The sequence below is a fragment of the Streptomyces sp. NRRL S-118 genome (assembly GCF_000716335.1).
Classification (GTDB): domain Bacteria; phylum Actinomycetota; class Actinomycetes; order Streptomycetales; family Streptomycetaceae; genus Streptomyces.
In genome coordinates, this window is the sequence record NZ_KL591010.1 from 205415 (window position 1) to 219022 (window position 13608).

General features: G+C 76.5%; 9 protein-coding genes. 6 read left to right on the forward strand and 3 right to left on the reverse strand.

Annotated features, from left to right (window positions below):
• Nucleotides 1–81: 81 nt before the first annotated feature.
• Together IH00_RS0119235 and IH00_RS0119240 are read left to right on the forward strand one after the other, a co-directional pair.
• The gene (locus IH00_RS0119235; RefSeq protein ID WP_031075215.1) at nucleotides 82–1068 is read left to right on the forward strand and encodes a helix-turn-helix domain-containing protein; all 987 of its coding nucleotides are present in this window, start codon (nucleotides 82–84) and stop codon (nucleotides 1066–1068) included.
• 72 nt (nucleotides 1069–1140) lie between these two features.
• Nucleotides 1141–1623 (forward strand): DUF456 domain-containing protein, encoded by a 483-nt coding sequence (locus IH00_RS0119240; RefSeq protein ID WP_031075217.1) that lies wholly within the window; start codon nucleotides 1141–1143, stop codon nucleotides 1621–1623.
• Nucleotides 1624–1682: 59 nt separating this feature from the next.
• Here the strand turns inward: IH00_RS0119240 and IH00_RS0119245 are convergent, their stop codons facing one another.
• Together IH00_RS0119245 and rsgA are read right to left on the reverse strand one after the other, a co-directional pair.
• Complete coding sequence (locus IH00_RS0119245) at nucleotides 1683–3014, reverse strand: bifunctional transcriptional activator/DNA repair enzyme AdaA (protein ID WP_031075218.1); 1332 nt, start codon at nucleotides 3012–3014, stop codon at nucleotides 1683–1685.
• 91 nt (nucleotides 3015–3105) lie between these two features.
• Nucleotides 3106–4248 carry a ribosome small subunit-dependent GTPase A gene (gene rsgA / locus IH00_RS0119250; RefSeq protein ID WP_031075220.1) on the reverse strand — a complete coding sequence of 381 codons (1143 nt, stop codon included), beginning with the start codon at nucleotides 4246–4248 and terminating at the stop codon, nucleotides 3106–3108.
• 324 nt (nucleotides 4249–4572) lie between these two features.
• Here rsgA and IH00_RS42795 point away from each other — a divergent pair, with 324 nt between their 5' ends.
• The 4 genes from IH00_RS42795 to IH00_RS38980 are packed head-to-tail and all read left to right on the forward strand — an operon-like array spanning nucleotide 4573 to nucleotide 12385.
• Nucleotides 4573–4977, forward strand: coding sequence for a CU044_2847 family protein (locus tag IH00_RS42795; RefSeq protein WP_039947191.1), 405 nt, complete (start codon nucleotides 4573–4575; stop codon nucleotides 4975–4977).
• 23 nt (nucleotides 4978–5000) lie between these two features.
• The gene (locus tag IH00_RS41985; RefSeq protein ID WP_031075222.1) at nucleotides 5001–7001 is read left to right on the forward strand and encodes a VMAP-C domain-containing protein; all 2001 of its coding nucleotides are present in this window, start codon (nucleotides 5001–5003) and stop codon (nucleotides 6999–7001) included.
• On the forward strand, nucleotides 7001–8032 hold the full coding sequence (locus IH00_RS0119265; RefSeq protein ID WP_052411495.1) for an AAA family ATPase: 1032 nt from the start codon (nucleotides 7001–7003) through the stop codon (nucleotides 8030–8032). The genes IH00_RS41985 and IH00_RS0119265 overlap by 1 nt, the downstream gene beginning before the upstream one ends.
• 6 nt (nucleotides 8033–8038) lie before the next feature.
• The gene (locus IH00_RS38980; protein WP_052411496.1) at nucleotides 8039–12385 is read left to right on the forward strand and encodes an SAV_2336 N-terminal domain-related protein; all 4347 of its coding nucleotides are present in this window, start codon (nucleotides 8039–8041) and stop codon (nucleotides 12383–12385) included.
• On the opposite strand, the gene IH00_RS0119275 is transcribed toward IH00_RS38980, so the two are convergent.
• Nucleotides 12360–13607 (reverse strand): cation:proton antiporter, encoded by a 1248-nt coding sequence (locus IH00_RS0119275; protein WP_052411497.1) that lies wholly within the window; start codon nucleotides 13605–13607, stop codon nucleotides 12360–12362. The genes IH00_RS38980 and IH00_RS0119275 overlap by 26 nt on opposite strands.
• Nucleotide 13608 lies beyond the last annotated feature (1 nt).

Consider the following 13608-nt stretch of genomic DNA (forward strand, 5'->3'; position numbering starts at 1 on the left):
GCGGTACGGGGATGATGAGCGCGGCGGATGTACGCCGTGGCCGGTTCCCGCCACGGCTGCGGCGACGAGGGGGCTTCAGGGGTGCTGGCGGCGATAGGGCTGGACGAACGGCAGGAGGCGGCTTACCGGGCGCTGGTCGCCCTGGGCGCGGCCGACGTGGCGGACCTCGCCCACCGGCTGGAGGTGCCGGAGGCGGACACCGAACGGGCGCTGCGGCGGCTGGAGTCGCAGGGGCTGGCCGCCCGGTCGTCGTCGCGCGCGGGACGGTGGGTGGCTGCGCCGCCCGCGGTCGCGCTGGGCGCGCTGCTGACGCAGCAGCGGCACGAGCTGGAGCAGGCGGAGCTGGCGGCGGCGGCGCTGGCGCAGCAGTACCGGGCGGAGGCGGCGGAGCCCGCGGTCCACGACCTGGTCGAGGCGGTGACGGGTGCGAGCGCGGTGGCGCACCGGTTCCGGCAGCTCCAGCTGGGCGCGGCACGAGAGGTGTGCGCGCTCGTGACGGGGCGGCCGGTGGCGGTGACCGGTCCGCAGAACGACGCGGAGGAGCGCGCCGCCGGACGGGGGGTGGCGTACCGCGTGGTGGTGGAGCGGGAGGTGCTGGAGCAGCCGGAAGGGATCACCGAGCTGACGGCGGCGCTCGGCCGGGGCGAGCAGGTCCGGGTGGTGGACCGGGTCCCCACGAAACTGCTGGTCGCGGACGGGACGCTGGCGATGGTGGCGCTGGTGGGCGGCCGGGGCGCGGAACCCGCCGCGCTGGTGGCGCACGCGAGCGGGCTGCTGGAGGCGCTGACGGGGCTCTTCGACGCGGTGTGGCGGGAGGCGGTGCCGCTGCGGCTGGGAGCGGGCGGCCGGGTGGCGCAGGGGCCGGCCGCCGGCCCGGACGCCACGGACCTGGAGATCCTCTCGCTGCTCCTGGCCGGGCTGACGGACGCGAGCGTCGCCAAGCAGCTCGACCTGGGTCTGCGGACGGTCCAACGCCGGGTCAAGGGCCTGATGGAGACGGCGGGCGTGACCACCCGCCTGCAACTGGGCTGGCACGCCTACGAACGCGGCTGGGTGTCCCGCACGTAGGGGCCGCCGGCCCTCGTGGGCGGGCGGACGGCCCGACCTGCGGGAAGGGGGCCGGTCCTGCACGCTGGACGCGTGGGTGTGTGGCAGCTGCTGATGGTCGGGCTGGTGATGCTGCTCGGCCTGCTCGGCGTGCTGATCCCCGGGGTGCCCGGGTCGTGGCTGATGTGGGCCGCGGTGGCCTGGTGGGCGCTGCAGGACACCTCCGCCCTCGCGTGGTGGCTGCTGGTCGGCTCGACGGTCCTGCTCCTGGTGACCCAGGGTGTCGTCTGGCACCTGCCCCCGCGCCGGCTGCGCGGAGTGGGCGTCACCCGGCGGATGGTGGTGTACGCGGGGGTGGGCGCGCTGCTCGGGTTCATCCTGGTGCCGGTGGTCGGCGCCGTGCCCGGTTACGTGGGAGGGATCTACCTGTCGGAGCGGCTCCGGCTCGGGGGCCACGGGCCGGCCATGACGTCGACCAGGACGGTCATGCGGGCGATCGGCACGAGCGTGCTCGTGGAGCTGTTCGCCTGTCTGGTGATCGCGGCGGCGTGGCTGGGCGTCGTCTTCGGTGCCTGAGGGCCGGCGCGCGGGGCGGCGGGGCCCGGTGGCGGGAGCCGCAGGCGTCCCCGAACGCCTCAGGCCATGCCCAGGTAGCGGTCCGCGTACGAACGCCAGGGGCGCCATTCGGGGCGGTCGGCGCGCTCGTCGGGGGCCACGTCCGGGTCCCCGAGGGCCCGCATCCGGATCAGGGCGGCGTCCCGGGCGGTGACCCCGGGCAGTGCGCGCAGCGCCCGCTCGGTCCCGTCGCGGTCGGCGCCCGGGTCGAGGCGCACGCTCCCGTCGGCCAGGGCCGCGGCGAGCGACCCCGCCACGGGGTGGCCCAGCAGGTCCCGCGGCCGGGGGAACAGGTGTGTGAGGCCGCCGCACGGGGCTGGCAGCCCCGTTCCGTACAGGGCGACCAGCCGCCGCGCCTCCGCCGGTCCGACGAGCGTCCGTACCGCGTATTCCTCCGGTTCGGCGGCACCCGGCGAGCGCAGCCCCGGGCGGGCCGCCACGAGCGGGGCGAGTCCGGGGTCGGCGCCCAGGCGCTCGGCGACCGCGTACGGGTCGGCGTCCAGGTCGAACAGCCGGCGCAGCCGCTGCACGGCGGTGGTGAGGTCGCGCAGGTCGGTGAGGTGGATCCGGGCCTCCAGCCACGGGCCGGACGACCGCTCGCCGACGGCGGCGACCGCGGAGCCGTGGGGCAGCCGCAGCGTGCGCCGGTAGGTGCGCGCGCCGGGGGCGCCGACGACCTCCTCGATCCGGTCGACCGCTTCGGCCGCGAGCAGGTCGAACACCTCGCGCGCGGCGTACGGCCCCCGGTGGGCTAGCCGCAGCGGGATTCCGCCGGTTCCCCGCGCCGCACGGCCGCGCGACTCGGCGCGCAGCCCGCTCGGCGTCCGGGCGTAGATCTGCCGGATGGTGTCGTTGAACTGCCGCACGCTGGCGAAACCCGACGCGAACGCGATCTCGGTGACGGGCAGCCCGGTGGTCTGGAGCAGCACACGGGCGGTGTGCGCCCGCTGCGCGCGGGCGAGCGCGACGGGTCCGGCGCCCAGCTCGGCGTTGAGCTGGCGCTGCACCTGCCGGGCGCTGTAGCCGAGCCGCCCCGCGAGCCCGGGCACGCCCTCGCGGTCCACCACCCCGTCGCCGATCATGCGCATGGCACGGCCGACGACGTCGGCGCGGACGTTCCAGGCGGCGGACCCGGGCACGGCGTCGGGCCGGCACCGCCGGCAGGCCCGGAAGCCGTGCCGCTGGGCGGCGGCCGCGGTGGGGAAGAACGTGACGTTCTGCCGCTTGGGCGTGACGGCCGGGCAGCTGGGCCGGCAGTAGATGCCGGTGGTGGCCACGGCGAAGAAGAACACGCCGTCGAAGCGCGCGTCGCGGCTGGCCACCGCCTCGTACCTGCTGTCCTCGTCCGTCACGCCCCCAGTGTCACCGGCACGCCCGGACCCGCGCTGGCGGTTTTCGGACACCGCGTCTGCCGACGGGTCCGGAGCGGGCCGGGCGGGCGGGTCAGCGCCGGTGGCCCCGCTTGGCCTCCAGGGCCGCACGGCCCTCGGCGCTCATGCGCTTCCAGTCCTTGAGCATCTCGGCGCGCAGGCGGGCGTCGGTCTTGGCGACGATCCGCTGGTTCTCGCGGAGCAGCTTGCGGTAGCTGGCCAGCCGGCGTTCGGGCAGCGAGCCGTCCTCGACGGCGGCGAGGACCGCGCAGCCGGGCTCCGACGCGTGCGCGCAGTCGTGGAAGCGGCAGCCCTCGGCCAGGTCCTCGATCTCCGAGAAGACCTGGCCGACGCCGGTGCCGGCGTCCCACATGCCGACGCCCCGCAGCCCGGGGGTGTCGATGAGCACGCCGCCGCCCGGGAGGGCCAGCAGGTTCCGGGTCGTGGTGGTGTGCCGGCCCTTGCCGTCCACGTCACGCGTGGCCCGGACCGCCATGACGTCCTCGCCGAGCAGCGCGTTGGCGAGGGTGGACTTGCCCGCGCCGGAGACGCCGAGCAGCACGCTGGTGCCGCCCGCCACGACGGCGGCGAGCACGTCGACGCCCTCTCCGGTGGCGGAGCTGACGGGGAGGACCTGCACGCCCGGCGCCGCGGTCTCGACGTCCCGCACGAGGTAGGACAGGCCGTCCGGGTCGGGCACCAGGTCGGCCTTGGTGAGCACCACGAGGGGCTGGGCGCCGCACTCCCAGGCGAGGGCGAGGAACCGTTCGATCCGCCCGAGGTCCAGCTCGACGGCGAGCGAGACCGCGATGACGGCGTGATCGACGTTGGCCGCGAGGATCTGGCCCTCGGACCGGCTGGAGGAGGTGGAGCGGACGAGCGCGGTGCGGCGCGGCAGGTAGGCGCGGACGTACCGGGGGTTGCCGCCGGTCTCGACGGCGGCCCAGTCGCCGGTGCAGATGACCCGCATCGGGTCGTGCGGCGTCACGAACGCGGTGTCCGCGCGGACGAGGCCGTCCGCGGTGATCACGTCGCACTGGCCGCGGTCGACCCGTGCCACCCGCCCGGGGACGAGGCCCTCGGCGGCGTACGGGGCGAACTCCGCTTCCCACGCCGCGTCCCAGCCGTAGGGGGCGAGGGCGTGCGGTGCGGGAAGGCCGGTGGAGAGGTGAGCGGAAAAGGAAGAGGAGAAGGACGAGGAGGACGAGGAGGACAAGGGGGGAACCCTTCGAAGGCGAGGGTGGCCCCGGCGCCGCGCGCCCGGTCATGGGTGCGCGCGTCGATGGTGAGGTGTCAGCCGGTGGCCACGGGAGTGGGAGTGATGTGCTTCCGGATCAGGGCAGCGCCCAGCGCAGTGACAGCCATCGGTCACACCTCCCAGAGTCGTCCTCCGTGCGCCTGCCGCACGAACTCCCTCACCGTAGGGGACCGCCGTCCCGCTGCGCCAATGTTTTTCCCCGGTCCCCGCGATCACTCCACGGCGACCGCGACCGGCTCCTAGCATGGGAGCGGAGCGGGCAGGGAGAACTGAGGGGGACTCATGTCGCAGCCGGTGCAACTGGAGATGCCGGACGGGCAGGTCGTCTGGGCCACCGTCGCCGAGGAGGACGGGCCGAGCGACTCCGGCATCGGCGAGCGGCTGGTGGAGCGGCTGGAGGGGTTCCACCAATCGCTGCGGGCGGTCGCGGACAATGCGCGCGCCGCCCTGGCGTCGGCCCGTCCGGACGAGGTGAGCATCGAGTTCGGGCTGGAGCTCGCGGCGGGCAAGGACGGCGTCGTGGCGGCGGTGGCCGGCGGAAGCGGCAAGGCGGCGTTCAAGGTGACGCTGAAGTGGAACGGTCCGGCCGCGGTGGCCGCGCCGCCCGCCCTGCCGGGGCCGCCCGCGGTCCCGCCCCAGCCGCCGGCGCCCCCGTCCGCGCCGCCCTCCCCCGCGGGCCGGGACTGAGGGGCGGGACCGCATCGACCCGCATGCACCGGCCCACCCCGATGGCGCTGCTCCAGGAGTTGCTGGAGAGCTGCCGCGTCCGTGTCGAAGGCGTCACCAGAGGCGCGGGGTTCTTCGTCGCGCCCGGTCACGTGGTGTCCTGCGCGCATGTCGCGGGGGCGCGGCCCGGCACGCGGGTGCCCGTCGAGTGGCGGGGCGCCCGGTACGAGGGGATCGTGCGCGCGGCCTCCGCGCCGCCGGCCCGGCCCGGGCGGGGCCTGTGGCCGTACCCGGACCTGGCGGTGGTGGAGGTGCCCGGCGCGCCGGCGGGCCATCCGTGCGTCTGGCTGGACGGGCTGCTGCCCCCCGCGGGCACGCCGCTGACCGCGGCGGGCTTCTCGGACACGTACGAACCGGGCGTGCCCGCCCCGCGCACGGCCGAACTGCGCCGGGGCGGCAGCACGTTCCTGCACGGCGGCCGGATGATGGAGCTGGCCGGGGCGGAGGTGAACGAGGGCCTGTCCGGCGGGCCGGTGCTCAGCCACGCGTCGGGCGGTGTGTGCGGGGTCGTCAAGGCCACCCGTCTCAAGGGCAGCGACATGGGCGGGCTCGCCACACCGGTGAGCGCGCTGCGGCTGCTGGACCCGGAGGTGTACCGGGCCGTGGTGCGGGGGCACGACCGGTTCCACGGCGAGGACGGCCGCTGGCCACTGGCGGCCGACCGCGTCCGCGCGTACGACCCGTGCGCCCCGTACGGCCCCCGTCACGGCCATCCCTACAGCGCCCCGCACGGCCCGGTCCCGGACGGCGGTGCGGCGCTCAGCGGCGACGAGCACCGCCAACTCCTCGCGCTGCTCGCCTCCTTGCCGGTCGTCCCGGAGGGCGGGCACCGTGCCGCGTTCCTCGCGGCGGCCGCGACCGGGGCGGCACCGCAGGAGGACCACCCGCTGCTGGACCACCGGGACGTCTTCACGGACCTGGCCGCCCAGATGCCGCCCGAGGACGGCCGGCTGCCCTACGAGCTGGCCTTCGCCGCCGATCTCGCGGCGCGGGACCAGGGCGGTCACGACGCCGTGCAGCGGCTGCGGGACCGGGTGCTGATCGTGGCCGGGCGGATCGGTCTCGGTGACGAGGCGCAGCGACGGCTGGCCGGCGGGCCGGCCGGCCCGGAGCGGCCGTCGATCATCGGGCGGGTGCGGCACTCCTTGCGGGACCGGCGGCGGTACCACGTGGCGGTGTGGCGCTACCACTCCCGCGCGGACATCGTGCCGGTGGCGGCCGAGTCGGAGGCCCTGCCCCTGGAGGCGGCCCTGGAGCGGCTGGCGGCGATGCTGCCGGAGCAGATCGACATCATGGGCGGGGTCGCCCGCCCGGGCCTGATCGAGCTGATCCTTCCGGAGGAGGCCCTGGACGAGGGCTTCCCGGACTGGCTGCTGTGGCCGGAGTACCCGTGGTTCGCGCTGGGCCGCAAGCAGCACGTGGTGGTGCGTCCGCTGGAGCGGCACGAGGCGCCGGCGCTGCACGCCGCGTGGGAGCGCCGGTGGGAGCACCTGGAGGGCAAGAGCATCGGCGAGGCGCTGGTGTGCGTGTGCGGCCGGGACGGGCAGAACCAGGCGGCGCTGGGCGCGTCGTTCGACGGGGATCCCACGCTGGCCGCTCTGGCTCTGGCCGGTTCGCCGAGGACGGCGCCGGTCTCGGACGCGTACCGGGTCGCCGTCGCCTCCGGTGTCCCGATGATGACCTGGCGGCGGGGTGCGGCGGCCTGCGCGCGCGGGCACGGCGGCCCGTGCGGGGTGCCGGGGCGGCAGTCCTGCCCCGGTGACCGGTTCCTCGCGGAGGCGCGGGAGGCGCTGGCCGGGACGGCACGGGACGAACTGCCGGAGAAGGTGTGCTCGCTGCGCAACGAGGCGGTTGCGGCGGCGGGTGCGGAGGACGACCACATCGGCGGGCGGATCGTGCTGCTCTGGGACGACCCCCGGCGGCGGATCCCCCGAGTGCCCTTGGCCCCGGCCGAGGCCGAGGAAGGACCGACAGGACGTACATGATGAGCGAGTGGCGGATCTACCGAGGCGTGAGCGAACCGCACGACGGCATCGGCCGGTTGCCCGCTCCGCCGCCGTGGCGGGACTTCGGCCGGGACACCGAGCCGACGCCGTTCGACCGCGACGCGGAGGCCGGCGCCGGGCGCCGGCTGCCGCACGCCGCCGCCTACCGGGCGGACGAGCGGACGGTCGACGCGGTCAACACCGCGCTGTACCTGCGCCGTCCGCTGCTGGTCACCGGGGACCCGGGCACCGGCAAGTCGACGCTGGCGCACGCGGTGGCGCGCGAACTGCGGCTGGGCCCGGTGCTGCGCTGGCCCGTGAACAGCAAGACGGGACTGCGCGACGGGCTGTACCGGTACGACTCGCTCGGCCGGCTGGAGGAGGCCGGGGTGGCCCGCGAGACGGGCGACCCGGCGCCGGTCGCGGACCTCGGCAGGTTCGTCCGGCTGGGACCGCTGGGCACGGCGCTGGCACCGTACGCGCTGCCGCGGGTGCTGCTGATCGACGAGATCGACAAGAGCGACATCGATCTGCCGAACGACCTCCTGGACGTGTTCGAGGAGGGCATGTTCGAGATCCCCGAGCTGTCGCGGGTGGCCGACACGCAGCCGGTGGTACGGGTGCGGCCGGCGGACGACGGGGAGCCGGTGACGGTGCACGGCGGCACGGTCCGGTGCCGGACCTTCCCGTTCGTGATCCTGACCAGCAACGGGGAGCGCGAGTTCCCGCCCGCGTTCCTGCGCCGCTGTGTGCGGCTGCACCTGCCGGCCGTCGGCGACGAGCAGCGGCTGCGCGCCATCGTGCGCGCCCACCTGGCGTCGGCGGCGGACGACGCCGACGAGGTCATCGGGCGGTTCCTGGCGCACGCGGCGGCCGGGGAACTGGCCACCGACCAGCTCCTCAACGCCGTGTACCTGGTGAGCCGTACGAGCGGTGAGGGCGCCCCGGAGCTCGACCGGCTGGCCGAGCTGGTGTTCCAGCACCTCGATGTGACGGTGCCGGCCCCGCCCGTACCGCCGGCCGGGGCGTGACCGGCGGTGATCGAGCGGCTCGGCGCCCTGCTCGGCGCCCTGGACACGGACGGCGCCCCACCGCTCCCGCGGGAGGTCGCCGAACTGGTCTGGCTGGCGCGGAACCTGCCGGCTCCGCCCGGCGCGGGGCACGGCTGCGGGGAACCGGACCCGGCCGGGGCGCCGGAAGGGCTCCGGGAGCCGGCGGCGGACCCGGCACGGCCGCTGCCGGAACCACCCGCCGGGGACACCGTGCCCCGCGCCCACGTCCCGGTGGCGGCGGACCCGGGGACGCGGCTGTACCTGCCGCACGCGCAGGCGGCCTCGCCGGCCGCCCCGGTGGCCGCCGTACCGGTGCGGTTCGCCGGACCGGCCGTGCTGCCGCGCTCGCGTGAACTGGCGCGGGCGCTGCGCCCGTTGAAGCGGCGCTTTCCGTCGAGGACCCGCACGGTGCTCGACGAGGACGCCACCGCGGAGCGGGCGGCGGAGCGACGGCACTGGCTGCCGGTGCTGGCCCCTGCGGCGGACCGCTGGTTCGGCGTCACGCTGGTCGTGGACGCGTACGGGGAGGGCGCGGCGTTCTGGGCGCCGCTCGGCCGGGCGCTGGGCGACCTGCTGCGGCGGACGGGCGCGTTCCGTGACGTGCGGACGTACGCCTTGCGACCGGGTGCCGACGGGCGGCCCGGGCTGGCGCCGGCCGCCCTGTCCGCCGCCTCCTCGCTGCGCGCCCCGGCCACGGCCGTGGACCCGACCGGACGGACCGTCACGCTGGTGCTGACGGACGGGGTGGCGCCGCAGTGGCGGTCGCCGGCGCTGCGCGCCGCGCTGCGGGCGTGGGCGGCGGCGGGCCCCACGGCGGTCGTCCAGCCGCTGCCCGAACACCTCTGGGAGCGCACGGCGCTGCCCCCGGTACCGGTCCGCTTCCGCGCCACGCGCAGGGGCGTGCCCGGCGCCCGGCTGGGTCACGTCCCGTACGGCCTCGGGGCGCGGGCGCCGGAGCCGGGCGACGTCGCCGTACCGGTTCTGGGTGCGACGCCCGAGTGGCTGGGTCCGTGGGCGGCGGCGGTGGCGGGGGCCGGCTGCTTCGACGGCGCGGCGGTGCTGCTGCCGGCCGCCGGGGTGCCGGAGCCCGTGGACCCGCGGCCGCCGGGCGCGGCCGGTTTCGAGGACTTCCGCGCGACGGCGCAGCCGCGGGTCTTCCGGCTGGCGGCTTTCCTGGCGGCGGCGCCGCTGAACCTGCCGGTGATGCGGATGGTGCAGTCCACGATGCTCCCGGACAGCCCGCTGTCCGACCTCGCGGAGATCGTCTTCGGCGGCCTGCTGCGCCGGCTGCCCGGCGGTGGCGACGGCCTGGACGCGGCGTACGAGTTCGTCCCGGGCGTCCGGGAGCGGCTGCTGAGCACCCTCCGGCGGGACGAGGCCGACGAGGTGATCGCGGCGGTCTCGGCGTACGCCGACGGGCGGGCGCCCGGCACGGGCCCGCGGTTCACCGCGGCGGTCCCCGCGCCGGCCGGCCCGCTCGCGCTGCCGGCGGCGGCCCGGCACTGGGCGGAGGTGCGGGATCTGGTACGGCGCCGGCAGGGGCGGCCGCAGGGACCCCCGGAGTCCGCGGGGCGGCTGTTCCTGATCACGCTCGGCGCGGAGCGGCCCGTGGGGCGGCACCGCACGGTGAGCGTGCGCAGCGTCGGCGACATGGCCGGCGTGCTCATCGACTCGGGCTACGTCCACGTCCTGCCGCACCTGGCCTTCCGCACCGACGCCGGGGAGGTGCTGCGGGAGATCGACGCATGGGCGGCGGAGGCGCGGCCCGGGCCGGCGGATGTCGTGGTGGTGTACGGCAGCCACACCGACGCGTCCGCCGGACGGTATCTGCTGCTCACGCAGACCGGCCCGGGAGTGGCCCCGGAGCGGCTGCTCGACGTGCTGGCGGGCCGGGGCCTGGGGCATGCGGTGTTCCTGCTGGACGTGGGATCCGGGCCGGAGCCGCCGGACGTGCCGCTGCCGCAGCCCGCGCTGCCGTCCGGCGGGACCCGGCTGTCCGTGGTGGCCGCTGCCACGTGCCCGGGGCCGGGCGGGGGGACCGCCCTGGCCGAAGCCGTGACGCGGGTGCTCGGGGAGACGACGGCCGACGAACGGCAGCCGTTCCTGGACACGGCGGAGGTGCTGGCCGGCATCGCCCGCGCGTACGAGGGCTTCGCCGGGGAGGACGGCGCCGCGCCGCCACGGGCCCGGTGGGCGAGCCACGGCGGTCCGGCCCCCGCCTTCCCCAACCCCCTGCACACGCCCGCGCTGGCCACGCTGGCGTCCTGGCTGCGGAGTGACCGCCACGACGGCCGCATCCGCGTGGTGACCGGCGCTCCCGGATCGGGGAAGAGCGCGGTGCTGCGCCGGCTGGCCCGGTTGTTCACCTCGGCGTACCACCTGCCGGCGTCGAGCGTGTTCCCGCCGTCGCTGCGCCAGATGGTGAGCCGCAAGGAGCCCATCACCCTGCTCATCGACGACCTGGACGAGATCGGGGAGGTCGAGCGCGTCCACGACCTGGTGCAGCCGGTCGCCGCGCTCCCCCACGTCCGGCTCGTCGTGGCCATGCGCCCGGAGGCGCTGCCCCTCCTCGGTCCGCACGTGGAGGTCGTCGACCTCGACGAGGAGGCGTACCGGGCGGCGCCCGAGTCCTTCGTCAGGGCCTTGCTGGACGGGGCCCCGTCCGCGGGCGCGATGAGCGCGTCGGTCGTCGACCGGGCGGGCGGATCGGTCGCCATCGCCCGTGCGCTGGCCGCCGCGGTGAGGGAGGGGCGGCTCTCCCCCGGTGTGCCGGAGGACTACTGGGACGTGGTGGCGGATGCCGCCGCGGACGAGCGGCTCGGCCGTTTCGGGAGCGAGCGCGCCGAGGTGGAGCGTCTGCTGCTGCCGCTCGCCTACGTCGCGCACACGGGGGCTCCCCTGCCGTCGGGCCTGTGGACGGCGCTGGCGGACGCCCTCGCGGGGGGCGGCGGGCGGCGGGACACCGGCTGGGTGCTGGAGGTGGCGGCCGACCTGTTCACGCCGGGCACGTACCAACTCTGCCGCGCCGTGGCGCACCACCTGCGGGTGGGGGACGACCCGGCCTCGGTGCACGGCCTGATCACCGAGGCGCTGCTGGACCTCGTCCCGCGCGCGCCCGGCGGCGGGCGGCGGGACTGGCGGGCGGCGCCCGCCTACGTCCGGGCGCACCTGGCGACGCACGCGGCGGCGGCCGGGGTCATCGACACCCTGGTGGAGGACACCGAGTTCGTCGTCCGGGCGGAGCCGGGCCGGCTGCTGCACGCGCTCGGTGCCGTCACGACGCAGCACGGCCGCCGGCTGGCGGAGGTGTACGAGTCCGCGGCGCCCGTGCTCGGCGCGCTGGGGCCCGTCGAGCGCAGGGGGGTCCTGGCCGTCGAGGCGGCGAGCCGGCGCCACTTCCGCCGGCTCACCGGTTCCTTCGCACGGCCGCTGCCGTGGCATCCGCTGTCGGCGGGTGTGGGGGACGTGCGGGTGGCGGGCGTCTTCTCGACGCCGCTGACGCCGGTGCCTACCTTGTTCGTCGGCTCCGACGACGGAGCGGTCCTGGTGCGGCAGCTGCCGGGGGGCACGCGCGACCACGAACTGACGGGGCATGTGGGGCCGGTGCGCGCCGTGGACTGCGTCGCGGTCGACGGCCGCCCGCACGTGGTCACCGGCGGGGAGGACGGGACGGTCCGGGTCTCGGACCTGACCACCGGCGCGCTGCGTTCGCTGTACCGGGCGTACGAGTCGCCCCGGTCGCCCGTGCGCGCGGTGTCGTGCACGGTGATCGACGGCCGCCCGTGCGCCGTGGTCGCCACCGAGGGAGCGGTCACCGTGGTCGACGTCGCCCGCAACGCGGGGCGTCCCCTGGTGCCGCCCGTGCCGTGGCGCGTCTCCTCACTGGTGTGCACCTCCGTCCACGGTCGTCCCGCCGCCGTGCTGGGCTCGGAGGAGTCCCTCGCCGTGTACTACTTCGCCGGTGCGCCGCGGCGCGTCTGCTCGGGCCCGGTGACCGCCCTGGCCGGTGCGGTCCTCCACGGCCGGCCCGTCGTCCTGCACGGGCACGGCACCGAGGTCGTGTACGGCTGGGACGCGGAAACCGGTGCGCACCGGAAGCTCTTCCGCGGCGACGGCGTCGTCACGGCCGTCGCCACGGCCGTCGTCGACGGCCGGCCCTGCGCCGTGACCGCGGAGCGACCCGGGTCGGTCGTCGTCCGGGACCTGTCGAGCGGTCACCGCACGGCCATCGTCCTGCCTCGGCCCGCTCGCTCGCTGACCGCGGCGGGACGGTTCGTCGCCGTGGCGCTGGGCGACACCGCCGTGTTCATCGAGCTTCGGCCGGTCCGTTGACCTGCACGCCCTCAGCGGTGATCTCCTCGTGCCCGGCCTGCGGGTCCGCCCGCGGCCTGGACCGGCGGGAGGCGCGGGCGCGTACCCGGCCGAGGGCGGGCTCGGTCCAGCGGGCGGTGAGGGTGCCGAGGACGACGAGCATCAGGACGTACGCCGTGGCGAGCGGGCCGATACGGGGTTCGGTGGCGATCGCGAGGCCCGCGATGACGACGGAGAACTCGCCGCGGGCCACGAGCGCGCCGCCGGCCCGCAGGCGCCCGCGCGGGCCGATGCCGGCGCGGCGGGCGGCGTACCAGCCGGTGAAGATTTTGGTCGCGGCGGTGGCGAGGGCGAGGAGCAGCGCGGGCAGCAGCACCGGCGGGATGGCGGCCGGGTCGGTGGACAGGCCGAAGAAGACGAAGAACACCGCGGCGAACAGGTCGCGCAGCGGTGTGAGGAGCTTGCGGGCGCCCTCGGCGACCTCGCCCGACAGGGCGATGCCGACGAGGAACGCGCCGACGGCCGCGGAGACCTGGAGCTCCTGGGCGATGCCCGCGACGAGCACGGTCAGGCCGAGGACGACGAGGAGCAGCATCTCGGGGTCGTCCGAGGAGACCGCGCGGCTGATCAGCCGGCCGTGGCGGAGGGCGGCGTACAGGACGAGACCGACCGTGCCGAGGGCGATGAGCAGGGTGATGCTGCCGCCCGCGAGACCGACGCCGGCGAGCAGGGCGGTGAGCAGCGGGAGGTAGATCGCCATCGCCAGGTCCTCGATGACGAGGACGCCGAGGATGACGGGGGTTTCCCGGTTGCCGAGGCGGCCGAGGTCGGTGAGGACCTTGGCGACGACCCCGGAGGAGGAGATCCAGGTGACGCCGGCGAGGGCGACGGCGGCGACAGGTCCCCAGCCGAGGAGGAGGGCTGCCACGGCCCCGGGGGTGGCGTTGAGGGCGAAGTCGACGGCGCCCGACGGGTATTGCGTCCTGAGGCTGGTGACGAGCTCGCTGGCGCTGTATTCGAGGCCGAGGAGCAGCAGGAGCAGGATGACGCCGATCTGGGCGCCGACGGCGACGAAGTCCTCGCTGGCCCTCAGCGGAAGGAGGCCGCCGTGGCCGAAGGCGACTCCGGCGAGGAGGTAGAGGGGTATCGGGGAGAGGCCGACGCGGCCGGCGAACCGGCCGATGAGTCCGAGACCGAGGATGACCGCTCCGAGTTCGATGAGGAGCGCGGTGGTGTCGTGCATG